Annotated in this window: 27 protein-coding genes; 15 read left to right on the top strand and 12 right to left on the bottom strand. The window is 68.4% G+C overall.

Annotated elements, in window-relative coordinates:
- Positions 1–155 precede the first annotated feature (155 nt).
- Positions 156–1,664, top strand: a complete 1,509-nt coding sequence (locus DDF62_RS22910; RefSeq protein WP_116491259.1) for a CoA-acylating methylmalonate-semialdehyde dehydrogenase — start codon at positions 156–158, stop codon at positions 1,662–1,664.
- Between the two features lie 16 nt (positions 1,665–1,680).
- Entirely contained in the window at positions 1,681–2,643 is a 963-nt protein-coding gene (locus DDF62_RS22915) for a M15 family metallopeptidase (protein ID WP_116491260.1), read from the top strand.
- Positions 2,644–2,652: 9 nt separating this feature from the next.
- On the opposite strand, the gene DDF62_RS22920 is transcribed toward DDF62_RS22915, so the two are convergent.
- Positions 2,653–3,237, bottom strand: a complete 585-nt coding sequence (locus DDF62_RS22920; protein ID WP_116491261.1) for an SDR family NAD(P)-dependent oxidoreductase — start codon at positions 3,235–3,237, stop codon at positions 2,653–2,655.
- Between the two features lie 111 nt (positions 3,238–3,348).
- On the bottom strand, positions 3,349–3,780 hold the full coding sequence (locus DDF62_RS22925) for a hypothetical protein (RefSeq protein ID WP_116491262.1): 432 nt from the start codon (positions 3,778–3,780) through the stop codon (positions 3,349–3,351).
- Positions 3,781–3,922: 142 nt separating this feature from the next.
- Between DDF62_RS22925 and DDF62_RS22930 the strand changes: the two genes are divergently transcribed.
- Positions 3,923–5,449 carry a hypothetical protein gene (locus DDF62_RS22930; RefSeq protein ID WP_133244978.1) on the top strand — a complete coding sequence of 509 codons (1,527 nt, stop codon included), beginning with the start codon at positions 3,923–3,925 and terminating at the stop codon, positions 5,447–5,449.
- A 7-nt stretch (positions 5,450–5,456) separates the two neighbouring features.
- Here the strand turns inward: DDF62_RS22930 and DDF62_RS22935 are convergent, their stop codons facing one another.
- From DDF62_RS22935 to DDF62_RS22950, 4 genes are all read right to left on the bottom strand, one after another.
- A complete protein-coding gene (locus DDF62_RS22935; RefSeq protein ID WP_116491264.1) occupies positions 5,457–6,191 on the bottom strand; it encodes an endonuclease III domain-containing protein in 735 nt (244 codons plus the stop codon).
- Positions 6,192–6,254: 63 nt separating this feature from the next.
- On the bottom strand, positions 6,255–6,824 hold the full coding sequence (locus tag DDF62_RS22940; protein ID WP_116491265.1) for an NUDIX hydrolase: 570 nt from the start codon (positions 6,822–6,824) through the stop codon (positions 6,255–6,257).
- Positions 6,821–7,822, bottom strand: a complete 1,002-nt coding sequence (locus DDF62_RS22945; RefSeq protein ID WP_116491266.1) for an inorganic phosphate transporter — start codon at positions 7,820–7,822, stop codon at positions 6,821–6,823. Before DDF62_RS22945 ends, DDF62_RS22940 begins: the two co-directional genes overlap by 4 nt.
- A gap of 12 nt (positions 7,823–7,834) precedes the next feature.
- Entirely contained in the window at positions 7,835–8,479 is a 645-nt protein-coding gene (locus DDF62_RS22950) for a DUF47 domain-containing protein (RefSeq protein WP_116491267.1), read from the bottom strand.
- 222 nt (positions 8,480–8,701) lie between these two features.
- Between DDF62_RS22950 and DDF62_RS22955 the strand changes: the two genes are divergently transcribed.
- From DDF62_RS22955 to DDF62_RS22970, 4 genes are all read left to right on the top strand, one after another.
- Positions 8,702–9,166 carry a (2Fe-2S)-binding protein gene (locus DDF62_RS22955; RefSeq protein WP_116491268.1) on the top strand — a complete coding sequence of 155 codons (465 nt, stop codon included), beginning with the start codon at positions 8,702–8,704 and terminating at the stop codon, positions 9,164–9,166.
- Between the two features lie 5 nt (positions 9,167–9,171).
- The gene (locus tag DDF62_RS22960; RefSeq protein WP_116491269.1) at positions 9,172–11,337 is read left to right on the top strand and encodes a xanthine dehydrogenase family protein molybdopterin-binding subunit; all 2,166 of its coding nucleotides are present in this window, start codon (positions 9,172–9,174) and stop codon (positions 11,335–11,337) included.
- Positions 11,338–11,663: 326 nt separating this feature from the next.
- Positions 11,664–12,902, top strand: a complete 1,239-nt coding sequence (locus DDF62_RS22965) for an FAD-dependent oxidoreductase (protein ID WP_116491270.1) — start codon at positions 11,664–11,666, stop codon at positions 12,900–12,902.
- A 1,274-nt stretch (positions 12,903–14,176) separates the two neighbouring features.
- Positions 14,177–15,424, top strand: a complete 1,248-nt coding sequence (locus DDF62_RS22970; RefSeq protein ID WP_244286922.1) for a sugar MFS transporter — start codon at positions 14,177–14,179, stop codon at positions 15,422–15,424.
- A gap of 6 nt (positions 15,425–15,430) precedes the next feature.
- Here the strand turns inward: DDF62_RS22970 and DDF62_RS22975 are convergent, their stop codons facing one another.
- On the bottom strand, positions 15,431–16,417 hold the full coding sequence (locus DDF62_RS22975) for a pectinesterase family protein (protein WP_116491272.1): 987 nt from the start codon (positions 16,415–16,417) through the stop codon (positions 15,431–15,433).
- A gap of 127 nt (positions 16,418–16,544) precedes the next feature.
- Positions 16,545–16,802 carry a GlsB/YeaQ/YmgE family stress response membrane protein gene (locus DDF62_RS22980; protein WP_101713103.1) on the bottom strand — a complete coding sequence of 86 codons (258 nt, stop codon included), beginning with the start codon at positions 16,800–16,802 and terminating at the stop codon, positions 16,545–16,547.
- A 531-nt stretch (positions 16,803–17,333) separates the two neighbouring features.
- Here DDF62_RS22980 and DDF62_RS22985 point away from each other — a divergent pair.
- Positions 17,334–18,677 carry a dicarboxylate/amino acid:cation symporter gene (locus DDF62_RS22985; RefSeq protein ID WP_116491273.1) on the top strand — a complete coding sequence of 448 codons (1,344 nt, stop codon included), beginning with the start codon at positions 17,334–17,336 and terminating at the stop codon, positions 18,675–18,677.
- On the opposite strand, the gene DDF62_RS22990 is transcribed toward DDF62_RS22985, so the two are convergent.
- The 3 genes from DDF62_RS22990 to DDF62_RS23000 form a co-directional block, all read right to left on the bottom strand.
- Positions 18,664–19,596 carry an AraC family transcriptional regulator gene (locus DDF62_RS22990; protein ID WP_116491274.1) on the bottom strand — a complete coding sequence of 311 codons (933 nt, stop codon included), beginning with the start codon at positions 19,594–19,596 and terminating at the stop codon, positions 18,664–18,666. The genes DDF62_RS22985 and DDF62_RS22990 overlap by 14 nt on opposite strands.
- Before the next feature lie 99 nt (positions 19,597–19,695).
- A complete protein-coding gene (locus DDF62_RS22995; RefSeq protein ID WP_116491275.1) occupies positions 19,696–20,214 on the bottom strand; it encodes a TIGR02281 family clan AA aspartic protease in 519 nt (172 codons plus the stop codon).
- 290 nt (positions 20,215–20,504) lie between these two features.
- Positions 20,505–20,732 (bottom strand): DUF1289 domain-containing protein, encoded by a 228-nt coding sequence (locus DDF62_RS23000; protein WP_116491276.1) that lies wholly within the window; start codon positions 20,730–20,732, stop codon positions 20,505–20,507.
- 89 nt (positions 20,733–20,821) lie between these two features.
- Between DDF62_RS23000 and DDF62_RS23005 the strand changes: the two genes are divergently transcribed.
- The 7 genes from DDF62_RS23005 to DDF62_RS26380 all read left to right on the top strand — a co-directional run bounded on the left by DDF62_RS23005 (position 20,822) and on the right by DDF62_RS26380 (position 26,054).
- A complete protein-coding gene (locus DDF62_RS23005) occupies positions 20,822–21,151 on the top strand; it encodes a hypothetical protein (protein WP_116491277.1) in 330 nt (109 codons plus the stop codon).
- Positions 21,152–21,224: 73 nt separating this feature from the next.
- Entirely contained in the window at positions 21,225–22,121 is an 897-nt protein-coding gene (locus DDF62_RS23010; RefSeq protein ID WP_116491278.1) for a nicotinate-nucleotide--dimethylbenzimidazole phosphoribosyltransferase, read from the top strand.
- Positions 22,122–22,243: 122 nt separating this feature from the next.
- Positions 22,244–23,458, top strand: coding sequence for an acyl-CoA dehydrogenase family protein (locus DDF62_RS23015; protein ID WP_116491279.1), 1,215 nt, complete (start codon positions 22,244–22,246; stop codon positions 23,456–23,458).
- 59 nt (positions 23,459–23,517) lie between these two features.
- The gene (locus DDF62_RS23020) at positions 23,518–23,937 is read left to right on the top strand and encodes an endonuclease domain-containing protein (RefSeq protein ID WP_279629675.1); all 420 of its coding nucleotides are present in this window, start codon (positions 23,518–23,520) and stop codon (positions 23,935–23,937) included.
- A gap of 14 nt (positions 23,938–23,951) precedes the next feature.
- Complete coding sequence (locus DDF62_RS23025; RefSeq protein WP_116491281.1) at positions 23,952–25,097, top strand: acyl-CoA dehydrogenase family protein; 1,146 nt, start codon at positions 23,952–23,954, stop codon at positions 25,095–25,097.
- 156 nt (positions 25,098–25,253) lie between these two features.
- Positions 25,254–25,652: a hypothetical protein gene (locus DDF62_RS23030; RefSeq protein WP_244286936.1), complete on the top strand. Its 399-nt coding sequence runs from the start codon at positions 25,254–25,256 to the stop codon at positions 25,650–25,652.
- Positions 25,653–25,922: 270 nt separating this feature from the next.
- Positions 25,923–26,054, top strand: coding sequence for a hypothetical protein (locus DDF62_RS26380; protein WP_244286925.1), 132 nt, complete (start codon positions 25,923–25,925; stop codon positions 26,052–26,054).
- 66 nt (positions 26,055–26,120) lie between these two features.
- Here DDF62_RS26380 and DDF62_RS23035 read toward each other — a convergent pair whose 3' ends face one another.
- Positions 26,121–26,426: a CC_3452 family protein gene (locus DDF62_RS23035; RefSeq protein WP_116491282.1), complete on the bottom strand. Its 306-nt coding sequence runs from the start codon at positions 26,424–26,426 to the stop codon at positions 26,121–26,123.
- Between the last annotated feature and the right edge of the window lie 47 nt (positions 26,427–26,473).

The following is a 26,473-nucleotide window of genomic DNA, read 5'->3' on the forward strand; positions in this document are numbered from 1 at the left end:
CACCTCAGGATGAGGGTCCGGTCGTGCTGAATTCCTCATCCTGAGGCGCCCGCGCAGCGGGCCTCGAAGGACGCAGGGCTGAAGGATAATTTTCCACGATACGCGCCGTTTCTCGGATGCTAATGACGCCGAAAAGCAGCGTTAGGGAGCGCATCATGCGAGACATCGCCCATTTCGTGAACGGCCAAGCCTTCAATGGCGCCTCGGGGCGCTTCGGCGACGTCTTCAATCCCAACACCGGCGAGGTGCAGGCCCGCGTCCAGTTCGCCACCGACGGCGAGATCGACGCCGCCGTCCAGGCCGCGGCCAGGGCCCAGATCGGCTGGGCGGCGACCAACCCGCAGCGTCGCGCCCGGGTGATGTTCGAGTTCAAGCGCCTGATCGAGCGCGACATGGCGAGCCTGGCCGAGATCCTGTCGTCCGAGCACGGCAAGGTCATCGCCGACAGCAAGGGCGACATTCAACGTGGCTTGGAAGTCATTGAATTCGCCTGCGGAATCCCTCACATCCTGAAGGGGGAATACACTGAAGGCGCCGGCCCCGGCATCGACGTCTATTCGATGCGTCAGCCCCTGGGCGTCTGCGCGGGCATCACCCCGTTCAACTTCCCAGCCATGATCCCGATGTGGATGTTCGGCATCGCCATCGCGGTCGGCAACACGTTCATCCTCAAGCCGTCGGAGAAGGATCCGACGGTTCCGGTCAAGCTGGCCGAGCTGATGATGGAAGCCGGCGCGCCCGAAGGCGTGCTCAACGTCGTCCACGGCGACAAGAGCGCCGTCGACGCCATCCTGACCCATCCGCTGATCCGCGCCGTCAGCTTCGTCGGCAGCTCCGACATCGCCCATTACGTCTACCAGACTGGCACCGCCCACGGTAAGCGCGTCCAGGCCATGGGCGGCGCCAAGAACCACGGCCTCGTCCTGCCCGACGCCGACCTCGACCAGGTGGTCAAGGACCTGTCGGGCGCGGCCTTCGGCTCGGCCGGCGAGCGCTGCATGGCCCTGCCGGTCGTCGTCCCGGTCGGCAAGAAGACCGCCGACGAGCTGCGCGAGCGCCTGGTGGCCGAGATCGACACCCTGAAGGTCGGCATCTCCACCGACACGGCCGCCCACTATGGCCCCGTGGTCAGCGCCCAGCACCGCGCCAAGATCGCCGACTACATCCAGATCGGCGTCGACGAGGGCGCCGAACTGGTGGTCGACGGCCGCGACTTCCACCTGCAAGGCTTCGAGAAGGGCTTCTTCATCGGTCCGTCGCTGTTCGACGGCGTCAAGAAGGGCATGAAGACCTATCAGGAAGAGATCTTCGGCCCGGTCCTCCAGATGGTCCGCGCCGAGAGCTTCGAGGAAGCGATCGCCCTGCCGTCCGAGCACCAGTACGGCAACGGCGTCGCCATCTTCACCCGCAACGGCCGCGCCGCCCGCGAGTTCGCCGCCCGCGTCAATGTCGGCATGGTCGGGATCAACGTGCCGATCCCGGTGCCGGTGGCCTATCACACCTTCGGCGGCTGGAAGCGCAGCGCCTTCGGCGACACCAACCAGCACGGCGTCGAGGGCGTGAAGTTCTACACCAAGGTCAAGACGGTCACGGCCCGTTGGCCAGATGACAGAATTGGAGGCGACGTCGAGGACAGCGCCTTCGTCATCCCGACCATGAAGTAGGGGCGGGGCGGCGACGATGCGGCAGACCCGTCGAACCGTCGCCGCCGGCATGCTGGCCTCGGGCCTGGCGCCCGGCGCGGCCCTGGCGGGCGCTGACCTGTCGCTGGTCGCCCAGTATGGCGCGCCTGAGGCCCCGGTCACGGTCTTCGAGACCGACGACGGCGCCCTGGCGGTCTTCGCCCATGGCGGACCGATCCGTCGGCTCTCGCGGCTCGCCAACGAACGCTACGCCGTCGAGGGCGGCGGGGAGCTCCTGGTCACGGCGCGGGGCGTGCGGCTGGACGGCGCATTCCTGCCGCGCCGCGATTTCGGGGCCGAGGTCCAGGCCGGCATCCGCCGCGCCGTCCGCGCCGACCCGAAAGCCTTGCGTGCCCGCGCCCTGGCGGCGACGCCGCCGACCGAGAAGGGCGACTTCCTGCGGCCTGATCTCGTCGACCTGGCCACGATCGATCCGACCATCCGGTTCGACATCCGCTATGCCGGCCGCGACAACTTCATGGGGCTGAAGCTCTATGAGCGCCCGGCCGCCTGGTTGCAGCGTCCGGCCGCGCAAGCTGTCGGCAGGGCGGCCAAGACGCTGGCGGCGCGAGGTTATGGGCTGACGATCCACGACGCCTATCGCCCCTGGTTCGTCACCTGGATGTTCTGGGAGGCCACGCCGCCGGCCAGCCGCGTCTTCGTCGCCGACCCGGCCAAGGGCTCGCGCCACAACCGGGGCTGCGCCGTCGACCTGACGCTGCACGACCTTGCGACCGGCGCGATCGTCGACATGCCCAGCCGCTACGACGAGATGTCGACCCGTTCCTATGCCGACTTCGCCGGCGGCGCGGCCAGGCAGCGCGCCCTGCGGGGGATCCTGCGCGAGGCCATGGTCGGCCAGGGCTTCGAGGTCTATCCCGAAGAGTGGTGGCACTTCGACTACGGCGCCTGGCGACGCTATCCGATCGGCGCCAAGACCTTCACGCAGCTGGCGGGGTAGGGGGCAGGCTCAATGCGCCGACTGGTCGGGCGGCTGCGGATTCTGCTCTCGCCAGCGTCCGGGGCTGACGCCCTCCCACTCGCGGAAAGCCCGGTAGAACGAGGCGATGTCCTGGTAGCCTAGGAGATAGGCGATCTTGGTGGCGTGGTACCACGCGCCCAGCGGCGTATAGACCTTGCCGCCCATGGAGCTGATGTTGACGATCCGGCCTTCGCGCCGCTTACGCATCTCCGGCAGCAACAGCTGGGTCAGCCGCGCGACGCCGAACAGATTGACCTCGAACTGATAGCGGGCCTCGTCCAGGCCGATGTCCTCGATTGCGCCGTAGAGGCCGAAACCGGCGTTGTTGACCAGCACGTCGACGCCGCCGGCCTCGGCCGTGATCCTGCGGGCGGCGGCGACAATGTCGGCTTCCTTCGAGATGTCCATGGCGATCGGCGTGGCGCCCAGCGCCGCCAGGTCGGCCATCCGATCGACGCCGCGCGCCGCGACATAGACGCGATAGCCGTCCTTCAGCAGGCGCTCGGCGAACGCCTTGCCCATGCCCGAGGAGGCACCGGTGACCAGTGCGACCTTCTTGCGCCGTTCCAACATCGTCGATCCTTCCGTGACTGTGCGGAGAGGACTACGAGGCGCGGGCTAGGCCCGCATTGGCGCTCGACGCCAATCGACTGGCGGAGCGCGCCAAGCGGCGGCTCGGAGGCGTCAGTCCAGCCACTCGAAGCTGACGACCGCCCAGCCGTAGGAGCGGATCCGCCAGTGGCCGGCCTCGCGTACCTGCACGAAGCTCCAGCCGCCGTGCTCGACGAACCGCCGGCCGTCCCGGTCGCCGCTCCACTGTGTTGGCAGGGTGAAGTGCACGGTCTCATCCCCCTGCACGAAGTCCTGCGCCGCGCCGAACACGTGCTTCAGCTCGCCGATCCCGCCCGCGTGATCGGACATGATCGCCCGCCACTGGTCGAGGCCCGCTCGCCCCAGGAACACGTGGGGTGGAAAGTTCTCCAGGATGGTCACGTCTCCGACCGAGAACACGCCGTCCAGGCGGCGCTCGTCGATGGTTTCGAGAAAGCGGGCCAGGGCCGCGGGAGCGGCCATCATGGCGGCGTCCGGCCCCGCGATCCTCAAGGCGTCGCTCATCGATCTCGTCCTCCTCCGGCCGAGCCTCGCCCGCCGCGCTTCTTTCGCAGCTTAACTCAGACAAAACATTCGCCGCCAGCTTGCGCGCGCCTTCAGATCACGCCATCAGTCAATGTAAGGTTGCGTTCATTTGGGGGCTTGAGTGGGTATCGACAGACGGGCCGTCATCGCGGCCGGGGCGGCTTCGGCCTGGGTCGCGGCGACCGGTGCGAGGTCCCAGGACGCCACCCGCCGATGGATGCGCGCCGAAAGTCCCCACTTCGTCGTCTATTCGGCCGATGGCGAGCGCGAGGCGCGAGAATACGCCCTGATGCTGGAGGATTTCGACGGCGTGCTGCGCCGTTTCCACGGCAAGCAGGATGCTCCCGCCGCCCGCAAGCTGCCGGTCTATCTGGTGCGCGACAACGACCAGCTGCAGAAGGTCGCGCCGGGTTCAGGCCGCATAGCCGGTCTCTACAGCGCTTCGCTGCAGGAGATCTTCATCGTCGCGATCAAGGGGATCGGCGACCATAGCGTCCTGGACCTGACCGTCGGCGACAACGTCGTGCTGCACGAGTACGTGCACCACTTCATCATGCAGTATTTCCCCGATGGCCACCCGAGCTGGCTCGCCGAGGGGCTGCCCGAGTATTATTCGACCATCGACCTGAAGCCCAAGCGGGTCTTCGTCGGCGGACCCAACAACCTGAGGGCCTTTTCGCTGCGCCAGCGCGCCTGGCTGTCGATGGACAAGGTGCTGGGCAGTCGCCGCACCCAGATCGACGAGCAGAGCATGAGCGTGTTCTACGGCCAGGCCTGGCTGCTCACCCACTATGTCTGGAGCAACGCCGAACGTCGCCAGAAGCTAGGCGCCTATCTCGATCGCTATCGCGACGGCGAGAACGCGATGACGGCCTGGACAGCGGTCTATGGCGACGACGCCAAGGGGCTGGAGGTCAAGCTCAAGAGCTACATGAACACCCGGCTGATGGGCGTGGAGATGACCCGGGACGGCCCGCCGTCACCGCCGGTCACGGTCGCGGCCATGCCTGTCGGGGCCGACGATCTGCTGCTCGACGTCCTATTGCTCAAGCGCCAGCTGATCAACGACAAGGAAAAGCAGCTGGCTCGCGTGCGGACGGTGGCCGCCAGGCGGCCCGCGGAACGCTACAGCCGGCTGGCCCTGGCCCGCGCCGAGACCCAGCTGGGCGATCGCGCCGCCGGCGAGGCGCTTCTGGAGAAGCTGCTGGCCGAAAAGCCCGACGACCTCGAGGCGCTGCAACTGGCCGCCTTCAGCCGCATCAACAGCGCCGACAGGAGGCCGGCCGACGCTCCCGCCCTGATGACCGAGGCCGCGGGTTATCTCGGCCGGGCCAACAAGCTGGATCCGGACAACTACCTCACGCTCTATGGTTACGCCCGCACCCAGCGCGGCGAGGGCAAGCCGACCGAGAACACGCTGAACGTCCTGGCGCGCGCCGTCGAGTTGGCGCCCCAGCAGCCCAACATCCGCATGCTGGCCGCAACCACCTTCATGGCGGCCGGCAGTTTCGACGAGGCTCGCTTCTTCCTGGAACCAGCCGCCAACAATCCGCACGGCGGCGGCCTGGCCGCGGCCGCCCAGAAGCTGCTGGACCAGATAGACGCCAAGGAGGCCGCCCAAGCCAGGCCCGCCTCCAAGCCGAGTTGAACTAGGCTTAGCGCTCGCTTGTGCCGCGCGGCCGCCAGGCCAGCACGGTCGCGCCTTCCACGCCGACGCGGCGGCACTGCGTCTTCAGCGGACAGGCCCCGCATTGGGGCGTGTCGTGCGTGCAGACCAGCTGGCCCAGGCCGTGCTTCATCAGGCAGTGCAGCTCGAAGAGGTCGTCCGCCGTCCAGGCGTCGGGCGCCAGCGCCATGAGGGCGTTGTAGCTGTGGGTCGGATCGCCCGGTCCGACCAGGCCAAGCCGCTGGGCCGTGCGGTGCACGTGGCTGTCGACGACCAGATCGCGCATGGCCAGGGTGCTGAAGTTGAGGACGCTGGCGGCGACCTTCTGGCCGACGCCGGGCAGGGCGCGCAGCTCGTGGCGGGCCTGTTCGACGGTGAGGTTGCGCAGGTGGCTCAGCGACAGCCAGCCGATGCGGTTCTGGACCATGCGCAGGGCGATCGGCAGGCGCCGCGCCTTGTCCTGCGCGTGGGTGACGTCGGAGATCAGTGGCAGCACCCGTTCGGCGCTGGCCGCGGCCAGATCCTCCCAGGTTCGGAACTCCGCCTGCAATCGCAGGAACGCCGCCCACGACACCGCGTCCAGCGTGCGATGGCTGATCGACGACTTCACCAGCTGCGAGACGGGGTCCATCCGCGCCTTGGGGCGCTGCGGCCCGAAAGCGGCGAGCAACACGTCGCGCGCGTCTTCCAGCGGCGACCGGGCCAGACAGAGGGACAGCTGCATAGGCTCGCCTCGCGTGAACATAATGAGAACATTACGTTCGGGGCGAACGGTTGTCGAGAGGGTTCAGCCTCGGCGGCCGGCGCGGCCCCACAGCACCGTCACGCGGCGGCGCAGGCGTTGCAGCGCGACCCGCACGGGCGTCGGGGCGGGCGTGGGCTCGGGGCGTTCCTCTTGCGGCAGGCCGACGCCGGCGAAGCGGGCGATCAGGTCGCGCAGTTGCGGCTCCTGCACGGCGAGCGCGGCCTCGACCGGCGTCATCCACTTGAGGGTCCGCTGGCCCTTCTCGGGCCAGATCGCGTGCTCGCCGGTGACCTTCATCGGAAAGACGTCGACCTTGACCAGGCGGCCCGCGCCGCTCTTCAGGCGCTTGAGGTACTCGTACTCGCCGAAGGCGGTCTCGGCGATCACGCCGTCGAGGCCAGCCTCCTCGTAGGCTTCCTGGGCGGCGGCCTGGTGGTCGAGCCGGTCCTTCATCGGCCAGCCCTTGGGGATCACCCAGCGGCGCGTCTCGCGCGACGAGACGAGCAGGATCTCCAGCGCGGCCCCTTCGCCGCGCCAGGGCAGGGCGGCGACCTGGCGGCGCTTGCCGCCGCCCTTGGCCCCGCCGGTCTGCTTGACCGTCCCGTCCGTCACTGCATCCAGAACCCGAGATAGTAGAACACCGCCGCGGTCAGCGCCGCCGCCGGGAGGGTGATCACCCAGGCGACGACGATGTTCTTGGCCACGCCCCAGCGCACCGCCGAGACCCGACGCGAAGCGCCGACGCCCACAATAGCGCCAGTGATCGTGTGAGTCGTCGATACCGGAACGCCGATATGCGTCGCCAGGAACAAGGTGATCGCGCCGCCGGTTTCGGCGCAGAAGCCCTGCATCGGGGTCAGGCGGGTGATCTTGCTGCCCATGGTGTGGACGATCCGCCAGCCGCCGAACAGCGTGCCAAAGCCCATGGCCGCCTGGCAGGCGATCACCACCCAGAACGGGATGTGCCCCGGCTGGTCGGTGGCGCCGTGGGCGAACAGCAGGGCGGCGATGATGCCCATGGTCTTCTGGGCGTCGTTGCCGCCGTGGCCCAGGCTGTAGAGCGCTGCCGAGACGAACTGCAGCTTGCGGAACACCCGGTCGGCGAAGAACGGCGAGCTCTTCAGGAACGTCCATGAGACGATCAGCACCAGGACGAGCGCCAGCACGAAGCCCACCGTCGGCGACACCACGATGCCGGCCGCGGTCTTGCCAAGGCCCGCCCACTGGATGGCGCCGAGGCCGCCGACCTTGGCGATGGCCGCGCCGACGAGGCCGCCGATCAGGGCGTGCGAGCTGGAGGAGGGGATGCCTAGCCACCAGGTCAGCAGGTTCCAGCTGATCGCGCCCATCAGGGCCGCGAAGATCAGCCGATCGCTGATGATGTGCGGGTCGACGATGCCCGAGCCGACCATCTTGGCCACGTGCAGGCCGAAGAACAGGAAGGCGATGAAGTTGAAGAAGGCCGCCCAGATCACCGCCCAGCGCGCCGACAGCACGCGGGTGGAGACGATGGTGGCGATCGAGTTGGCCGCGTCGTGCAGCCCGTTCAGGAAGTCGAACGCCAGGGCGACGACCACCAGGAACACCAGGATGAGGAACGTGGGATCCACGGCGCGGGCTCTTTAGACCTGCTCGACGACGATGCCGCTGATGCGGTTGGCCACGTCCTCGAAGCGGTCGACGACCTTTTCCAGGTGGCTGTAGATGTCGATGCCGACGATGAAGGCCATCGGGTCCTTCTCCCGGTGGGCCAGGAACAGCTCCTTGCGACCGACGTCGTACATCTGGTCGGCCTGTTCCTCGATCTGGGTGATCTTGACGGCCAGGTCGCTCAGGCGCTGGGCGTTGTGGCGCATCTTCGGCAGCAGCGAGACAGCCTCGGCCGTCAGGTCGGCGGCCTGGACGATGATCTGCGCCATCGCCTTCATCTGCGGCTCGAAGGTGGTGACCTCGAACAGGCTGACCACCTTGGCGGTCTTGCGCATCTGGTCGATGGCGTCGTCCAGCGACGTCGTCAGGTCCTGGATGTCGCTACGGTCGAAGGGCGTGATGAAGCTGCGGCGCACGGCCTGCATCACCTGGCGGGTGACCTCGTCGGCCTCTTCCTCGTGCTGGTTCACCCGGGCGGTGGCCGCCTCGATGCTGTCGGCGCCGCTCATCAGGTCGCTGAGCGCCTTGGAGCCGGCCACCAGCGTCGCGGCGTGCTGGGCGAAAAGATCGAAGAACCGGTCTTCCTTGGGCATGATCGCCCGGAACAAACCCAGCATGTCGCTTCATCCTCTGTTCGAAGCGGCGGAACGAAAAACGCGGACGTCCGTACCGGGAGCATCCGCGCATTGGGCGGACCGGAACCACGGAAGCGGCGGGCGTTCAAGCCCTGCGTGAAACTTTTGTGACAAATCGCTGCTCGGGCCCCGGCCGCGGCGTATGGCGCTCGGCAGGTTGCGAAGGTTGCGGCAAGATGACGCTTCACCTTCGGAGTCGCGCGCATGGCCTACACCCTGACGGTCAACGGATCGCCCCACACGGTCGACACCGAGCCCGGCACGCCCCTGCTGTGGGTGCTGCGCGACCTGCTCGATCTGGTCGGAACCAAGTACGGCTGCGGCGTCGCCCAATGCGGCGCCTGCACGGTGCATCTCGACGGCGTTCCGGTGCGGGCCTGCGTGACGCCCGTCTCGCGGGTCGGGGCCAAGGCCGTGACCACCATCGAGGGGATCGCCGCCAATCCGGTCGGCGCACGCGTGCAGGAAGCCTGGAAAAGCCTCGACGTGCCCCAGTGCGGCTACTGCCAGGCCGGCCAGATCATGTCGGCCACGGCCCTGCTGGCCGCCACGCCCAAGCCGACGGACGCCCAGATCGACGAAGCAATGGACGGCAACCTCTGCCGCTGCGCGACCTATCCGCGGATCCGCAAGGCCATCAAGTCGGCCTCCGGCCAGGCGGAGGCCTGAGCATCATGAATGCCCCCGTCCTCTCGCGCCGCCTGTTCCTGGCCGCCTCCACCGCCGCCGGCGGCGGCCTGATGCTGGCCTTCAACCTCGAGGGCGAGGCCCGCGCCGCCGGTCCGGCCGCGCTGAGCGCCTATCTGAAGGTCTCGCCCGACGGCAAGGCGACCATCGCCTCGAAGATCCCGGAAGTGGGACAGGGGATGCGCACGGCCCTGCCGATGATCATCGCCGAGGAACTCGACGTCGCCTGGGAAGACGTCATCGTCGAGCAGGCCCTGGCCGACACCAAGGTCTATGGCCGCCAGGTCGCCGGCGGCTCGATGGCCACCACGCTGGAGTGGGACGGCATGCGCCGGGTCGGCGCCGCCGGCCGCTGGATGCTGATCCAGGCCGCCGCAGCGAAGCTCAACGTTCCTGCCGCCGAACTGACCACGGAGCCGGGCCGCGTCGTCCATGCCGCCAGCGGCCGCAGGCTGTCCTACGGCGACCTCGCGCAGGCCGCCGCCGCGATCGCCCCGCCTGATCCCAAGACCCTGGTTCTGAAGGATCCCAAGGCCTTCCGCATCATCGGCAAGAGCCATGTCCAGACCGACACCGACGCTATTCTCACCGGCAAGCCGCTGTTCGGCATCGACGTGCGCCTGCCGGGCATGGTCTACGCCACCTTCCTGAAGGCCCCGACCTTCGCCGCCAAGGTCGCTTCGGCCGACTTGGCCGCCGCCAAGGCGGTCAAGGGCGTACGCGACGCCTTCGTGGTCGAGGGCGGGACGGCGCTGGACGGCCTGTTGCCGGGCGTCGCCGTGGTCGCCGACAGCTGGTGGGCCGCCCGCCGGGGCCGCAACGCCCTCGACGCGACCTGGGCCGAGCATCCGACCAGCGCCCAGAGCACCGCCTCCCTGGCCGCCAGGGCCGCCGAGTTCGCCAAGGCCGGGGCCCAGCGCGTGGCTCGCGCCGACGGCGACGTCGCCGCCGCCCTGAAGGGCGCGGCCAAGGTCGTCAGCGCGTCCTACGACTATCCCTTCATCGCCCACGCTCCGCTGGAGCCGCAGAACTGCACGGCGCGGGTCAAGGACGGCAAGGTCGAGATCTGGGCCCCGACCCAGAACCCCGAGCCCGGCCGCGCCCTGGTCGCCAAGACCCTGAACGTGCCGCCCGAGAACGTCACCATCCACCTGATCCGCTGCGGCGGCGGGTTCGGCCGGCGGCTGATCAACGACTACATGGTCGAGGCCGCCTTCATCGCCAGCAAGGTCGACGCCCCGGTTCAGCTGATCTGGACCCGCGAGGACGACATCCAGCACGACTTCTACCGTCCCGGCGGCTGGCACAACTTCACCGCCGGCCTCGACGCCAAGGGCGATCTCGTCGCCTGGCGCGACCACTTCGTCAGCTTCGGCGAGGGCGAGACCTTCGTGCGCTCGGGCGGCATGAACTCCACCCAATTCCCGGCCGGGGCCGTGGCCAACTACCAGCACGAGGTCTCGGTGATGCCGCTGGGCATTCCCACCGGACCGCTGCGGGCGCCGGGCAACAACGCCTTCGGCTTCGTCATCCAGTCTTTCACCGACGAAGTGGCCTTGGCCGCCAAGACCGATCCGGTCGAGTTCCGCCGCAAGCTGCTGGGCGAGCCGCGCCTGATCGGGCCGGAAGGCCAGAACGACAGCTTCCACACCGGTCGCATGCGTGGCGTGCTCGACCTTGTGGCCGAGAAGTCCGGCTGGGGCCGCAAGCTGGCCAAGGGCAGGGGGCTGGGCGTTGCCTGCCACTTCAGCCATTTGGGCTATGTGGCCGTGGTCATGGAGGTCTCGGTCGCCAAGGGCGAGGCCAAGGTCCACAAGGTGTGGGTCGCCGCCGATGTCGGCCGCCAGATCATCAACCCCACCGGCGCCGACCACCAGGTGCAGGGCTCGATCCTCGACGCCATCGGCAGCACGCTGCGCCAGAAGATCACCTTCGAGAACGGCGCGGCGGTAGAGAGCAATTTCGGCGACTTCCCGCTGCTGCGGATGAGCGAGACCCCGCCGATCGAGGTGCACTACCTGCTCAGCGACAACCGCCCCACGGGCCTTGGCGAGCCAGTTTTGCCACCCGCCCCGGCGGCCTTGTGCAACGCCATCTTCGCTGCCACGGGCAAGCGCATCCGCAGCCTGCCGGTCGGCGACCAGCTGGCCTAGGGTCCGTACTCAATTGTCTTGGCTATAAAGGTCGTCATCCCGGCCGGAGGTCCGCGTAGCGGGCCGCAGAGCCGGGACCCAGGGGCCACCGGCAGTGCGCCGGCCCCTGGTCCCGGATAAGCGCTTCGCGCTTTCCGGGATGACGATCGGTGGGGTATTGATCTTGAAGGCCTTTCTCTCCCGGGCAATTGAGTCCAGACCCTAGCCGAAACCAGCCCGCGACATAGCGTCCCAAGGCCCCGCTTTGGCCTTGGGAGCGCCTTTTCTGAACCACGTTCTTAACCTTGTCGGCCGATCCTCGAAGCCTGAATTCGGGGAGCGGGAACATGGGCGAACACGTCGAGACGCTGGTGATCGGGGCCGGGCCCGCCGGGCTGTCGGCGGCTCACGCGCTGGCGTGCGCCGGCCGGACCGTGACGGTGCTCGAGGCCCAGGCTTACGTCGGCGGCGCGGCCCGCACGCTTTCGTTCGAAGGCTTCCGCCTCGACGTCTCCGGGCGTCGCCTGTCGTCAGCCGATCCGGCCATCCGCGCCTTCTGGACGGCGCTGCTGCCCGACGAGCTGGAAATCGCCCCCGGCGCCATGCGCCTGGAAGGCGAGGGGCGCGCGCGTCGCGGTCAGCCCGGCGCGGCGCTGGGCGCCCTGATCAGCGCCAAGCTGCGCCCTATCACCACTTCCAAGACCCTGGGCGAATGGCTGACCCGGCGCTTCGGCCGCCGCGTCGCCCGGCGCCTCAGCGCCTATGCCGAGAAGCTCTGGGCCCTGCGTCCTGAGGAAACCCCGGCCCAGCCGGCCTGCCCCAGCTTCCGGTCCGAGGCCGGGATGCGGCCTCGCCAGGGCACGGGCCAGCTCTGGAAGGCCTGCGCCGAGGCCATCGCCCAGGCCGGCGGCGAGATCCGCCTGGAGCGCCAGGTCGAGAGCCTGCGGCGCGACTGGAGCACCGGGGTCTGGACGGTGTCCACCAAGGCCCCCGACGGCGGCGAGGAGATCTTCACCGCCGACCAGGTGATCTCGACCATGCCCCTGCGCGAGCTGATGGGCGCCCTGACCCCCACGCCGATCAGCCTCTTCCACGCTTGCGAGCTGATGTACCGCGACCAGGTGACGGTCGCCTTCACCGCCGCGCCCGGCCGTCGTCGCGCGCCCGCCCTGGCCGAGATCCACGGCGCCGCGATCAAGGCCGCCCGCGCCCGGGCGCTGGAGGGCGAGGCCCTGGCGCTCGACTACTACTGCTTCGAGGGCGACGCCCTCTGGACCGCGGACGACGAGACCCTGATCGCCCTGGCCTCGGCCGAGGCCCGGCGCCTGGGCCTCATCGCCGCCGGCTCGGCCCGCGACGCCCAGGTGGTGCGCCAGCGCAAGGTCCACCCGATCCACGACGAGGCCTGCGACGAGCACCTGAAGATGATCGGCCTGGACCTGCGCCTGCACTTCGCCGGCCTGCACCTGGCCGGCCGCGCCGGCGCCCACGGCGACAGCGCCGAGGACCAGTCCATCCGCACCGGCCTCTCGGCCGCCGCCTCCGTCCTGAGCCGCGTTGTCGCCCCGAGCCGGATCGCGGCTTGAGTTCCCAAGATCCTCCCCCTCTGGGGGAGGCGGCCGAAGGCCGGTGGGGGGAAGTTTTCAGCTTCCGGTGCGCCGGCCGGTTCCCCCCAACGCCCCCCCCACCGATCGCTGCGCGATCGCCTCCCCCTCTGGGGGAGGGTCCCTCGCGCACAGTCCATCCCCGCGAAATCCAAAGCAAACCCACACGAAATCAACAGTCTGCACAAAAATAGTCGTTGTTGATCCGACGGGACTCAGGGCGCTCGCATAATCAAACCCGTCCCCGCCATGGGGAGGGCTCTTGGTACCGGCCCAAGCGTGGCGAGGACCGCATCGAGCGGGGCCGCTCGGAGCGTCATGGGAAAAGGCGGGTTTGCAGGAGCGCTCACGAGGCGCGATTGGGCCGCCAAGCCGTCCATGGCGCGACGAGCGGGTCGACAGGGTCGGGATCGTTCAAACCGGCCTAACAGGATCAGCCGAGGCCGCCGCCGGATTACCGCGGGGCTATTGGTCCTGCCCGTCCGTGGGACAGCCGGGTCCAGGGTTGAAACAGCACCCGCGCCTCCGGCCCTTCGGAATAACGACGCGGCGGAGCGGTCGACGAAGCCGAAACGCTAAACAAACCCACGGTCCCCGGGCTCCGCCCGGCCGCTCCGCGCCTCCCCGACCTAACGCGTGCAAACGCGGGAGACCGCGAAGCCGCGCCTCAAGGAACCTCCCCCCGTGGGGGAGGCGATCGCGCAGCGATCGGTGGGGGGAGTGATGACGAAACCGGCCACCCCCTCGAAAGCTGAAACCGCCCCCCACCGGCCTTCGGCCGCCTCCCCCAGAGGGGGAGGTTCGCCGACCAAGATCCTCCCCCTGAAGGGGGAGGTGGCCCGGAGGGCCGGAGGGGGAAGTCCCTGATGACTTCGACGCATCCCCAAACCCAGCAGTCCCTTCCCCCTCAGTCGGCGGAGTTTATCCTCGGGCCGGCCTTTGGCCGGACCCGGGGGCGACAGCTCCCCCTTCAGGGGGAGCATCTGGGAGGACGGGCCGGGTCTCAGCTGCCGCGCCCCCCAACGCCACCCACCGATCGCTGCGCGATCGCCTCGCCCCGCAGGGAGAGGTTCCCGCTGATACCGGTCTCAATGGGGAGCGAACCGGCTTGAAGGTTGACAACGTTGTCACGTTCGGGGTGACTACGCCGTCCCGCGAAAGACGGACAGGGGAGTGAAACAGAGATGGCAGGCATGGGCGGCTCGGCGCCGGTAAGCGGCGGCGCGAGCGGAAAAGGGCAGGCGCTGCTGCCCTTCGTGATTCTTCTTTTCTTCGCCTGGGGCTTCTCGACCTGCCTGGTCGACCTCGTGGCGCCGGCGCTCAAGTCGCTGTTCTCGCTGAGCAACTTCGAGGCGGGCCTGACGCAGTTCGCCTTCTTCATCGGCTATGCCGTGGTTTCGCTGCCGGCGAGCTTCCTGCTGGCCAAGGTCGGCTATCTGCGCACCGTCGTCGTTGGCCTGCTGATCATGATGGTCGGCTGCCTGATGTTCGCCCCGGCCGCCAACGCCGGCGTCTACGAGGGCTTCCTGGCCGCGCTGTTCGTGCTGGCCTCGGGCATCACCATCCTGCAGGTCGCCGCCAACCCGCTGGTCGCCATCCTGGGCAAGAGCGAGACCGCCTCGGCCCGCCTGACCTTCGCCCAGTTCCTCAATTCGGTCGGCACCTTCCTGGCGCCGTTCGTCGGCTCGGCCCTGATCCTCAGTCACATCGAGAAGGCGCCGGATCCGGCCACCCTGACCGCCGCCCAACTGGCGGCCGTGCGCCATACCCAGGCCCAGGCCGTGCAGACGCCCTACCTGATCATCGCCGGTGTGCTGCTGGCCTTGGCCGTGCTGTTCTGGCTGCTGCGCAAGAACGCCGCCGCCCCGCGCGCCGAAAAGGCCGTCGGCTTGGGCGAGATGCTGGGCATGCTGAAGTATCCGCGCCTGGCCTTCGCCGTGCTCTGCATCTTCGTCTATGTCGGCGCCGAGGTGGCGATCGGCACCTACATGACCAGCTACCTGACCCAGCCGAACACCATGGGCCTGACCCTGGCCAAGGCCGGCAGCATGGTCGCCTGGTATTGGGGCGGGGCCACCATCGGCCGCTTCTTCGGCACGTTCGTCCTGGCCAAGGTCTCTCCGGGCAAGGTGCTGAGCGTCGCCTCGCTGGCCGCCATCGTGCTGATCCTGGTCTCGGCCTTCAGCGTCGGCCCGCAGGCCGGCTTCGCGCTGATCGCCATCGGCTTCTTCAACTCGATCATGTTCCCGACCATCTTCACCCTCGGCATCGAGGGGATGGGCCACCGCACGCCGCAGGCTTCGGGCCTGCTGTGCATGGCCATCGTCGGCGGCGCGCTGATCCCGCCGGCCACCGGCTGGCTGGGCGACCACTACGGCCTGGGCCTGGCCTTCCTGCTGCCGGCGGTCTGCTACCTGGTCATCGCCGTCTTCGGCTGGTCGGCCCGCAAGCCGGCGCCGGCGCTGTTCGTCCAGGACGAGCTGGCGACGGCTCCGGCGGAGTAAGCGGCTCTAGAACCGGCCGGGCGTCCAGCCGTCCGGCCCGGACAGGAAGCGGCGGGGCGCCCAGCGCTCCGCCGTTTTCGCGTCCAGGGCGTGGGCGCTGGGCTCGCGCGCGGCCGGATCGGCCCCGCGCCCGGTCGAGGCGTACTCGGCGTAGTAGGCGGTCTTGAAGGTGTCGGTCTTGCCCGGCGTCCATTCCCGCCAGCCCTTGGGCTGGAGGTCGGCGTCGATCCTGGTCCTGAGGAAGACCACCGTGGCGTAGGGGCGCCAGGCGCGGCCCAGCCACAGCTCGCCCACCTTCGGGTCGGCGGTGATCGTGCAGCGGTCGAAGACGTAGCCGCTGTCCTGCTCGGGCGCGTTCTTGCTCTGGGCGGTGATCATCACCGTGGCGTTGGCGACGCCGTGGATGGTGCAGCGGTCGAAGACGGCCTTGCTGTCGCCGAAGATGAAGTCGACGTGGCCCTCGATGTAGCAGTCGCGGAAGTATTGCCGGCTCGGCGGCTTGCCCTTGCGGCTGGCGGCGTAGAGCGTGTCCTGCGCGCCCAGCAGGCGCACCTTGTAGAGCTGGGCCCGGTCGCCCATCAGCGCCAGGGCCACGGCCTGCGAAGGCTGGCTGTTGTTGAGGTGATAGTCGTTCTGGATGGTCAGGTTGCGGGCCAGGAAATCGTCGCCCGACACCGTCACCGAGGAGGATTTGAGCGTGCCGCCGACCGTGGCCGAGGCGTCGCCATAGACCAGCACCACGTCCTGCGGCCGCTTGCCCTTGCCGATCAGCCGCACGCCGTTGCGGGGAATGGACAGTTTCTCGCGGTAGATTCCCGGCGCGATGGCGATCTCGCCGCCGGCAGCGGGCAGGGCGTCGATGGCGGCTTGAAGGGTGCGGTGATCGGCCTTGCCGTCCAAGGCCACCGTCAAGCGCAGCGGCGCGGCGCCGATCAGGGCGGTCAGGGCCGTGGCGGCCAGGGCCAGTCGCCCGACCAGACTGTAGTGAGCCATGTGTAATCCTCCCGACCTGTTTTCGCCAGGAGTATGACACCGGTGGACATTTCGCTAGTCGCCGCAAAAGAAAACGCCTCCGGCCCTGGGGCCGAAGGCGTCGTTCCTGTTTGCGATCAGCGCGTCGCTACAATGCGCGACGGCCGGCCAGCAGGTGATAGATGGCCAGCACGATCACCGCGCCGACCGTGGCCACCAGCAGGCTGTAGAGGTTGAAGCCCGATACGCCCGAGGCGCCGAACTGGTTGAACACGAAACCGCCGACCAGGGCGCCGACGATGCCGAGCACCAGATCGACGAGCAGGCTGCCGCCGCTGCGGCTGACGAGCTTGCTGGCGATGAAACCGGCCACGAGACCCAGAACGATCCAGGCGAGAATGGACATGAGCGCCTCCTGAACATTTCCTGGCGCGCCTCAGCGCGTCCGATGCAGAAGAAAGGCGCTTCCCAAGACTTCGTTCCGACACGATCGCGTGTATCGGCGGCGAATAGCAGCCGGCGTCGCTTGGAACTTCTCAGCGCTTGCCGACGCGCTCCTGGATCACCGCCAGCAGCTTTTCCACCGGGCCGCGACCGAGCAGGATGAACAGGCCGGACCCGATGATCGCGCCGAACAGGAAGGAGAGACTCATGGCGGCTCCGGAAGATCGAGATGGGGCAGGGGGTGAGGCCACCCTAGGGAGCGCCCGGCGCGTTTACCATGTGACACGCCGCCGCCCCTAATTCCGACCGGAGTAGTGGAGCTTTCAGTTTGGCTGGCGCCCGATCGCACAAAAACTGGTTCGACCGCCGCCCTCTTATGCGCGAGCAGGAAATTCCAGTTTCGAAGCTTGGTGGCGCGCGCCGTCGCCGGGCTTTGCGTGCTTCTTGAGTTGAACGGCGGCTGATCACCGCCGAATGTGAGCAGGAACAACCCATGGCCCAGGCGACAGCCCCTTCCAGCCGCTTCATCAGCGGCTTCGGCGTCCAGGTCCTCGTCGGCATGGTCGTCGGCATGGCGCTTGGCCTGCTGGCCCGCCGCCTGGGCGTCGACGAGGGGCAGGCCGGCCATGCCCTGGCCGAAGCGCTGCATCAGGTCGGCTCGATCTTCATCCAGCTCCTGCGCGTGCTGGTGCCGCCGCTGGTCTTCACCGCCATCGTCGCCAGCATCGCCAATCTGCGCGAACTGCAGAACGCCGCCCGCCTGGTCTGGAAGACCCTGCTGTGGTTCGCGATCACCGCCCTGATCGCCGTGGCTATCGGTATCACCCTGGGCGTCACCTTGCAGCCGGGCGCCCATGCCGCCCTCGACGCGGCGACCGCCGCCGCGCCGCGCACCAACGGCTCGTGGCTCGACTTCCTGACGGGCCTGGTGCCGTCCAACATCCTGGGCCTGAACGCCTCGACCAAGGTCGGCGAGGCCGGCGCCAGCACCTCGCTGTCGTTCAACGTGCTGCAGATCCTGGTCATCGCCCTTGCGGCCGGCATCGCCGCCCTGCGCGTCGGTCCGGCCGGCGAGGGCTTCCTGGCCTTCAACGCCTCGGCCCTGGCCGTAGTGCGCAAGGTGCTGAGCTGGGTGATCCGCCTGACGCCGATCGGCACCGTGGGCCTGCTGGGCAACGCCGTGGCGCAGTACGGCTGGACCACGCTGGGCCAGCTGGGCGCCTTCACCGGCGCGATCTATCTGGGCCTGGCGCTGGTGCTGTTCGTCGTCTACCCGATCCTGCTGACGGCCCATGGCCTGAACCCGCTGAAGTTCTTCGCCAGCGCCTGGCCGGCCATCCAGCTGGCCTTCGTGTCGCGCTCGTCGATCGGCACCCTGCCGGTGACAGAGACCGTGACAGAGGCCGGCCTGGGCGTTCCGCGCGCCTATGCCGCCTTCGCCGTGCCGCTGGGGGCGACCACCAAGATGGACGGCTGCGCGGCCATCTATCCGGCCCTGTCGGCGATCTTCATCGCCCAGTTCTACCACCTGCCGCTGGGCCTAACGGACTACGCGCTGATCGTCGCCGTCTCGGTGCTGGGCTCGGCCGCCACGGCCGGGCTGACCGGCGCCACGGTGATGCTGACCTTGACCCTGTCGACCCTGGGCCTGCCGCTCGAGGGTGCTGGTTTGCTGCTGGCCATCGACCCGATCCTCGACATGGGCCGCACGGCCGTGAACGTCGCCGGCCAGGCCCTGGTGCCGACGCTGGTGGCCAAGCAGGAAGGCATCCTCGATCAAGCGGCCTACGACGCCGCCGCTGGCGTCGCGCCGGAAGGCGCGGTCACGCAGTCCTGACCAGCTCGGGCCGGGTGCGCAGTCGCGTGGCGTCGCGCAGCGGCGGCGCCCCGAATAGCCGGCTGTATTCGCGGCTGAATTGCGAGGGGCTGTCGTAGCCGACATTGTGGCCGGCCGTCGCGGCGTCCAGGCCCTGGGCCAGGATCAGTCGGCGCGCCTCCTGCAGGCGCAGCTGCTTCTGATACTGCAGCGGGCTCATCGCCGTGATCGCCTTGAAGTGCTGGTGCAGCGCCGACGGGCTCATCCGCGCCTCGGCCGCCAGGGTCTCCATGCGGAACGGGCGCTGGTAGTTGATCTTCAGCCAGTGAATCGCGCGCGAGACCTGTCCCAGGCGGCTTTCGCAGGCGGCGATCTCGCGCAGGCGCGGGCCCTGGTCGGTACGCAGCAGCCGATAGAGGATCTCGCGCTGGATCAGCGGCGCCAGGACCGGGATGTCGCTTGGCGTCTCCAGAAGCCGCACCAGACGCACGACGGCGTCGAACAGTTCGGGCGTGGTCGCGCTGAGGGCCAGGCTAGGCGCCGGCGCGTTGCGCACCGGGCCTGGGTCGATCTCGAGGATCAGTTCGTTCAGTCGGCGCGGATCGATGTCGAGCCGCACGCACAGGTAAGGCGCGTCGGCGCTGGCTTCGATCACCTGGCCGACGACGGGCACGTCCACCGACACCACGAGGAACCGGGCGTGGTCGTAGACATAGACCTCTTCGCCCAGCATCACCTGCTTGCGGCCCTGGGCGATGATGCAGACGGCGGCCTCGTGCACGCCATGGACCGGCGGGCTCGGCTCCGACATGCGGGCCAGCCACATGCCGCCGATCGCGGTCGGGTGAACCCCGTCGGTCGAGACGGATCGTTCAATCGCCTCGGCCAGAGCCGGATGGCGAGGGCAGCCAGCCTGATCTGGCGCTGAAGTGATGAGCATGACCTTAGGTTAGCGCAAACTCGCGCCGGCGCCCATGTGGGCGGATCTGCTCTTGCAGGATCGTGCAAGAATTCCGGGCGATCATGCGCCCGGTCGGTCTCAGGGGTGCAGGATCAGCGACCGGGGCGTGGCCTCGAAGCGCGACAGCCGGCCCAGATAGCTCATGCCCAGCAGCGAGGTCTCCAGGCCGCTCTCGATGACCAGGGCGTCGACATTGGCGACCTTGGCGCCGGCGATCGCCACGCTGCCCAGTTTCACCGAGGCGGCGCGGGTGCGGCCGTCAGCGGTGACGACGTCGTACTCGTAGTTCAGCTTGGTCACGTCGATGCCCAGGCGCTGGGCGTCGGCCTTGCTGAGCGAGACGGCGGTGGCGCCGGTGTCGACGAGGAAGCGGACGGCGCGGCCGTCGACCTTGGCCTCTGCCCAGAAATGGCCGTCTGCGCCCTTGGTCAGCTGGGCGGCGCCGGCGTCGCCCAGTGTCGCGGCGGCCGCCGTGGCGGGCATGGTCTGGGGCGATTGGCGAAGTGTGCTGTCCAGCGAGGTCACGGCCTTTGCCGCGCCCACCGCCGACAGCGCACCGACAATCGCGATCGCCGTGAACTTGAACATCGAAGACACCCCGCCTTGCAGGCTTTTCGGTCGTTTCTACGACCCTTGTCCGGGACATTAGCCGGAAAGACGTTTGCAAGCGGTGAATGGCGGGGCGAATTTACTTGGTTAACAAAGTGCTGCGCTTTGCGCCAATTAACTCGTCGTAACGTTGGTTGGGCAACATGTAATAAAGTTCATGGACTGGATTTAACTTCAAAGCTCGAGTTCAGGGCGTCATCTTGATCTTCGTCAGACGGACGCTTCGGGGAGAACTTAGATGAAGAACCAGAAAATGCTCTCGGGAACCTGAAGACCAATCAGTTACGCGCACCCGGCTGGGCGGCCATAAGGCTTTCCATCGGATCGGGGCGATGGGGCAGGGCGGCCATGATCTCAGCCCGCTCCTCGTCGCTGTAGCGCGACCAGCCGGCGATCTCCTGCAGGGTCCGCCGGCAACCCAGACAGAAGCCGGACGCACCATCCACGGCGCACACCTTGACGCAGGGCGTGACGATGGGGCGGGGCGGGCGGTTTTCTGAAGTCATGACCGAATGTCGCCATCCGCGGCGTCGGGCGCAAGTCGCCAGACGCGATGCGGCTCTGCGCCCAGATTTTCAATCAAGAGGGACCAACCATGCGTATCGCCACCATCCTGCTCGCCGCCGCTTCGATCGCCGCCGTCGCCGCCCCGGCCCTGGCCGCAGAGCGCGTCACCGACGCCCAGTTCATCCAGGCCAACCGCTGCCTGGGCCTGACCGAGGCCAAGGCCCTCGGCGAGGCCGATCCGGCCGCCCTGAAGCAGTTCATCAAGGACCAGCGTCCGGGCCGCCACGTCTTCACCTCGGACCGCGCCGACAACGCCCGCTCCGACGCCAAGCGCGCCGCCGCCAGGGCCGACGAAGCCGCCAAGGCGAGCCTGATCCAGGAGCGCGACGGGACCTGCAAGGACCTAGCCGCCAGCTGATCGCGCGCCTTCCGAACCATGTTCCGCGCCCTATGCGCTTGCATCGGGCGCGGACTGGCTTAAGTCGGCGGCCATGAACGCTTCCGCCGCCGCCTCGCCCTTCGCCGACATCCGCCGCCTGGCCGCCGATCTTCCGGCGCCTGGCGTTTTCGTACCGCCGGCCGACGGCGGCCGCCTCGTCGAGATCTCGGCCTGGCTCACCGCCTGGACCGGCCGCACCCCGCCTTCGGTCAACCGGCCGGTCGTGGCGCTGTACGCCGGCGCTCGCCAGGGGATCGGCCCGCGCGGTTACGCTCGCGACCGCCTCGAAACCATCGCCGCCGGCGGCGCCACGGTCAGCCGCATGGCCGGCTCGCAGGGCGCCGGCCTTGAAGCCTTCGACCTGGCCATCGACCGCCCGACGCCCGATGCGCGCCAGAAGGCCTCGATGAGCGAGAAGGAATGCGCCGCCACCATGGCCTTCGGCATGGAGGCCCTGGCCAAGCAGCCCGACCTGCTGATTCCCGGCGTCATCGCCGCCGAAGCCCATCGTGACGCCGCCGCCATCGCCCTGGCGCTGTTCGGCGGCGAGGCCTCCGACTGGGCGGCCGGCGAAGTCGCCGCCGACGTCGCCGCGGCCGTGGAGCGCGCCCGTGGCGAGAGCGATCTCTCCGATCCGCTGGAAGCGCTGCGCCAGCTGGGCGGGCGTGAAACCGCCGCCGTGGCCGGCGCGATCATCGCCGCCCGCGTCCAGAAGATCCCCGTCCTGCTGGACGGCTACGCGGCGACCGCCGCCGCGGCCGTGCTGCATGCGATCGACCCCGACCTGATCGCCCACGCCGTCGCCGCCCACGTCGGCGGCCCCGGCCATGCCCGCCTCCTGGCGGCGCTGGGCAAGACGCCGCTGGTCTCGCTGGAGATCGACGACGAAGAGGGCGTCGGCGGTGTGTCGGCCCTGGCCTTGGTGCGCCTGGCCTGCGAGGTTCGCTGACCGCGATGGGTGAACGACGTTTACGTTGACCTTCGCGTCATCTTTCCAAACGCTCGTTCGACCCCTATCATCCTCCCGAAACAACAAGACGCCGGCTCAGCCGGCCTGTTCGGGAGCGCGCAATGAACCTCGATTTTTCGCCCGAAGACCTGGCCTTCCGCGACGAGGTTCGCGCCTTCATCGCGCAGAACTATCCGGAAGGCCTGCGCGAGCGCCAGGAAGAGGGCGAGGAGATGTCCAAGGAGGACTTCCTCTCCTGGCACCGCACCCTGGCCCAGAAGGGCTGGGTCGCGCCCGCCTGGCCGGAGAAGTACGGCGGCCCGGGCTGGACCTCGGTGCAGCGCTACATCTGGTCGGAAGAGACCGCCCGCGCCGACTGCGTGCCGATCCTGCCGTTCGGCATCAACATGGTCGGCCCGGTGATCTACACCTTCGGCACGCCCGAGCAGAAGGAACGCTTCCTGCCGCCGACCCTGTCGGGCGAGATCTGGTGGTCGCAGGGCTATAGCGAACCGGGCGCCGGCTCGGACCTGGCCAGCCTGAAGACCAAGGCCGAACGCTTCACCGGCGACGATGGCAAGGAATACTACCTGGTCAACGGCCAGAAGACCTGGACCACGCTGGCCCAGCACGGCGACTGGATCTTCTGCCTGGTGCGCACCGACCCCAACGCCAAGATCCAGGAAGGCATCTCGTTCCTGCTGGTCGACATGAAGTCGCCGGGCGTGACCGTGCGTCCGATCATCACCCTGGGCGGCGAGCACGAGGTCAACGAGGTCTGGCTCGAGAACGTCAAGGTGCCGGTCGAGAACCGCATCTACGAAGAGAACAAGGGCTGGACCTGCGCCAAGTTCCTGCTGGCCCACGAGCGCTCCGGCATCGCTGGCGTCGCCCGTTCCAAGCGCGGGATCGAGCGCATCCGCCAGATCGCCTCGACCGAACTTGGCGACAACGGCCAGCCGCTGCTGACCGATCCGGACTTCAAGCGCAAGATCGCCGACCTGGAGATCGACCTGACGGCGCTGGAATACACCGAGCTGCGCACCCTGGCCGGTGAGGCGGCCGGCAAGGGTCCGGGCCCGGAATCCAGCGTCCTGAAGATCAAGGGCACCGAGATCCAGCAGCGGATCACCGAACTGGCCCTGGAGGCGGCGGGCCACTACGGCGCGCCGTACTTCCGCGGCTTCCCGAAGGACGGCGACAACGCCCATCCGATCGGCCCCGACTTCGCCCACCGCGCCGCGCCGACCTATTTCAACGTCCGCAAGACGTCGATCTACGGCGGCTCCAACGAGATCCAGCGCAACATCATCGCCAAGATGGTGCTGGGCCTCTGATCTGATCCTGAACAATTACAGTTCCCCTCCCCCTTGCGGGGAGGGGGCAGGGGGTGGGGGTGTCAGCACGAACGCCAGGAGCTCTGCACACATCCGAGAGGGCCGACCGATCAGCCCGCAGGATGCGCCGTGAGCCCACCTTGGCGGAAAAGCTCTTCTGGAAGGCGCTCAGGAAGACCGAGATCCCCGGATCTCACTTTCGCCGACAAGCGCCATTCGGCCCCTACGTCGTGGATTTCGTCTGCCACCAGCATCGGCTGATCGTCGAGGTGGACGGCGGGATCCACGCTCTGGAAGCGGTAGCCGCCCGCGACGCCGAACGCCAAGCCTGGCTGGAAGCGAGGGGTTACGCCGTGATCAGGATCCCCAACGAGTTAGCGATTTACGACCCGCATTCGGCTGTTCAGCGCGTGCTTTCGACAATCGACGCTGACACCCCCACCCCTAACCCCTCCCCGCAAGGGGGAGGGGAACCATAAGAGGAACCGCCCTCATGGACTTCAACTTCACCGAAGAGCAGTCGATGGTCCGCGACACGGTCGCGAGCTTCCTGCAGGACAAGTACGACTTCGAGACCCGCCGCAAGATCGTCGCCTCCGAGAGCGGCTGGCGAGCCGACTACTGGCAGGCCTTCGCCGAGGAGCTGGGCATCCTGGGCGCTTCGTTCAGCGAGGACCTGGGCGGCCTGGGCGGCGGCGCGATCGACAACATGATCATCATGGAAGAGTTCGGCAAAGCGCTGGTCATCGAGCCATATCTGGGCACGGTCGTCATCGGCGGCGGCTTCATGAAGCACTCGGGCTATGCCGGCGCTGCTTCGGTCATCGAGGGCATCGTCGCGGGGACCACCACCATCGCCTTCGCCTATGCCGAGCCGCAGGGCCGCTACACCTGGAGCGACCTGAAGACGACAGCCAGGAAGGACGGCTCGGGCTGGATCCTCAACGGTCACAAGGCCGTGGTGGTCGGCGCGCCGTTCGCCAGCCATCTCGTCGTCACCGCCCGCACCGGCGGCGGCCAGCGCGAGGCGGCGGGCGTGTCGGTGTTCCTGATCGACAAGAACCTGCCGGGCGTGGTCACCCGCGACTATCCCACCGTCGACGGTGGGCGGGCCTCGGAAGTCTATTTCGAGAACGTCTCGATCCCGGCCGACGCCCTGATCGGCCATGAAGGAAACGGCCTGCCCCTCGTCGAGAAGGTGCTCGACGAAGCCGCCGCCGCCAGCCTGGCCGAAGGCGTGGGCGTGCTGCGCAAGCTGCACGAGGGCACGCTGGACTACGCCAAGCAGCGCAAGCAGTTCGGCCGCGCCATCGCCGACTTCCAGGTGCTGCAGCACCGCATGGTCGACATGTTCATCGAGCTCGAGCAGTCGGTGTCGATGACCTACATGGCCACCATCAAGCTCGACGAAAGCGACGCCGAGCGCGCCAAGGCCGTCTCGGCGGCCAAGGTGCGCATCGGCCGCGCCCTGAAGTTCGTCGGCCAGAACGCCATCCAGATCCACGGCGGCATGGGCATGACCGACGAGCTGGCCATCGGCCACTACTTCAAGCGCGGGACGATCATCGAGGGCCTGTTCGGCTCGGTCGATCACCACCTGCGCCGCTACGAGGGCCTGTCGTTCGGCGCGGCGGCGTAAGCCGTCCACTGAGCGCCCGAGGTTTCGAGCCAGGGCCGCCTGCGTCACGCCGACGCGGGCGGCCTTTTTCGTCCAGGCGCCACTTTGACCGCCCAGCGGGCCGGGGTGCGACCGTTCAACGCAGCAGAACACTCGATGGACTGCACGGTGAACACGATGCTCCGCCCCGAAATGCTGATGGGCCTCTCTCCGGAAAAGCTGGCCGACACGCTGGAGGCCATGGACTCCAGCGCGCGCTTGCTGCTGGACCAGGCGCGCGAGGCCAAGGCCCGGGCCGACAAGCTGGAGACCGCGCTTTCTCTGCTGGTGGGCGTCGTGGCCAACGATCCCGGCCTGGAGGAAAGCTTTGCCCTGCAACGGATCGCAGGCCAGCTGCGCCTGTGCGCCGACCTGCCGGAGCTGGCGGCCGAACTGGTCGGCTGCGAGGCCGAGCGTGTCGAGCCGGTCATGCTGCGCGCCGCGGCCAACATTATCGCTTCGGCCGGAAAGCCGGGCCAAGGGGATGTCGTTCCGACCGCCGATCTACCGGAGCGCGACGGTGCGACGCTGCACTGACTGGTGCGTGAGCGGATAGTATCCGCAAGGTCGTTCCAGGTGCTCTACAAGTCGATCGTCAGAGCACGGACTTCATCCGTGTTCGGAATATTTTGCTTGTCATGCGGCAGGTGCGGCGCATCCTTGCCTGGACGCGCTGACGACTAGGAGGGTGCGAGTCCCTGTAAGCCGCGCGCGTCTCTTTCTGGCTGGATCGGTCGCGGAGCCCGGTCCCGTAACAAGTGGAGCGTCGCCAAGCGGTCGCTCCGGGCTGGTCAAGGAGACGCCGCCATGAATGTAACCAAGATGAGCCACGCCATGCTGTCCTTCGCCCTGATGGGCGGACTGCTGGTCGGGCCTCGCCCCGGCGCCGCCAAGCCGCCGCAACAGTCGCAGCCGCCCAAGACCTCGGACCGGAAGTAGCGCTCAAAAGAAAACGCCATCCCGGACGGACCGGGATGGCGACGAATTCCATGATTTCGAGGAGGCTTACGGCTTGGCGGCCGTGTTGCACTCATCGACGCCGGCGGCGTCGAGCGCCTCGCCTCGCCAGGTGAAGGCCGACACGGCGCCCAGTTCGGCGACTACCTTGCGGCAGCTGCGCACGGCGGGTAGGGCCTTCACGGCCGGAGCCTTGCAGACCGTGCCGGTGCAGCGCCACATGGCCCCTTCAAGGATCAGTTCGGCCTTGGCCGGCGGCGCCTTCAGAACGAGCATGGCGCCTTCAGACGACGCGGCATGAGCCACGCCGACGAGGGAAGCTGCGGCGAGACCGCCGAGCAGAAGCATACGCATGGACATCTCCTATCCCCGCGTCCTATTTATAAGTGGACGCTGATCAC

This window comes from Caulobacter radicis (assembly GCF_003094615.1).
GTDB classification, from domain to species: Bacteria; Pseudomonadota; Alphaproteobacteria; order Caulobacterales; family Caulobacteraceae; genus Caulobacter; species Caulobacter radicis.

Coding starts and splice junctions, on each gene's coding strand:
- DDF62_RS22935 (WP_116491264.1), bottom strand. CDS start 6,191: ATGCAGCTGTCCCTCTGTCTGGCCCGGTCGCCGCTGGAAGACGCGCGC.
- DDF62_RS22985 (WP_116491273.1), top strand. CDS start 17,334: ATGGCCCAGGCGACAGCCCCTTCCAGCCGCTTCATCAGCGGCTTCGGC.
- DDF62_RS26380 (WP_244286925.1), top strand. CDS start 25,923: ATGAATGTAACCAAGATGAGCCACGCCATGCTGTCCTTCGCCCTGATG.
- DDF62_RS23000 (WP_116491276.1), bottom strand. CDS start 20,732: ATGACTTCAGAAAACCGCCCGCCCCGCCCCATCGTCACGCCCTGCGTC.
- DDF62_RS22975 (WP_116491272.1), bottom strand. CDS start 16,417: ATGGCTCACTACAGTCTGGTCGGGCGACTGGCCCTGGCCGCCACGGCC.
- DDF62_RS23035 (WP_116491282.1), bottom strand. CDS start 26,426: ATGCGTATGCTTCTGCTCGGCGGTCTCGCCGCAGCTTCCCTCGTCGGC.
- DDF62_RS22990 (WP_116491274.1), bottom strand. CDS start 19,596: ATGCTCATCACTTCAGCGCCAGATCAGGCTGGCTGCCCTCGCCATCCG.
- DDF62_RS22950 (WP_116491267.1), bottom strand. CDS start 8,479: ATGCTGGGTTTGTTCCGGGCGATCATGCCCAAGGAAGACCGGTTCTTC.
- DDF62_RS22910 (WP_116491259.1), top strand. CDS start 156: ATGCGAGACATCGCCCATTTCGTGAACGGCCAAGCCTTCAATGGCGCC.
- DDF62_RS23010 (WP_116491278.1), top strand. CDS start 21,225: ATGAACGCTTCCGCCGCCGCCTCGCCCTTCGCCGACATCCGCCGCCTG.
- DDF62_RS23030 (WP_244286936.1), top strand. CDS start 25,254: ATGCTCCGCCCCGAAATGCTGATGGGCCTCTCTCCGGAAAAGCTGGCC.
- DDF62_RS22920 (WP_116491261.1), bottom strand. CDS start 3,237: ATGTTGGAACGGCGCAAGAAGGTCGCACTGGTCACCGGTGCCTCCTCG.
- DDF62_RS23025 (WP_116491281.1), top strand. CDS start 23,952: ATGGACTTCAACTTCACCGAAGAGCAGTCGATGGTCCGCGACACGGTC.
- DDF62_RS22925 (WP_116491262.1), bottom strand. CDS start 3,780: ATGAGCGACGCCTTGAGGATCGCGGGGCCGGACGCCGCCATGATGGCC.
- DDF62_RS22960 (WP_116491269.1), top strand. CDS start 9,172: ATGAATGCCCCCGTCCTCTCGCGCCGCCTGTTCCTGGCCGCCTCCACC.
- DDF62_RS23015 (WP_116491279.1), top strand. CDS start 22,244: ATGAACCTCGATTTTTCGCCCGAAGACCTGGCCTTCCGCGACGAGGTT.
- DDF62_RS22965 (WP_116491270.1), top strand. CDS start 11,664: ATGGGCGAACACGTCGAGACGCTGGTGATCGGGGCCGGGCCCGCCGGG.
- DDF62_RS22955 (WP_116491268.1), top strand. CDS start 8,702: ATGGCCTACACCCTGACGGTCAACGGATCGCCCCACACGGTCGACACC.
- DDF62_RS22915 (WP_116491260.1), top strand. CDS start 1,681: ATGCGGCAGACCCGTCGAACCGTCGCCGCCGGCATGCTGGCCTCGGGC.
- DDF62_RS23005 (WP_116491277.1), top strand. CDS start 20,822: ATGCGTATCGCCACCATCCTGCTCGCCGCCGCTTCGATCGCCGCCGTC.
- DDF62_RS22980 (WP_101713103.1), bottom strand. CDS start 16,802: ATGTCCATTCTCGCCTGGATCGTTCTGGGTCTCGTGGCCGGTTTCATC.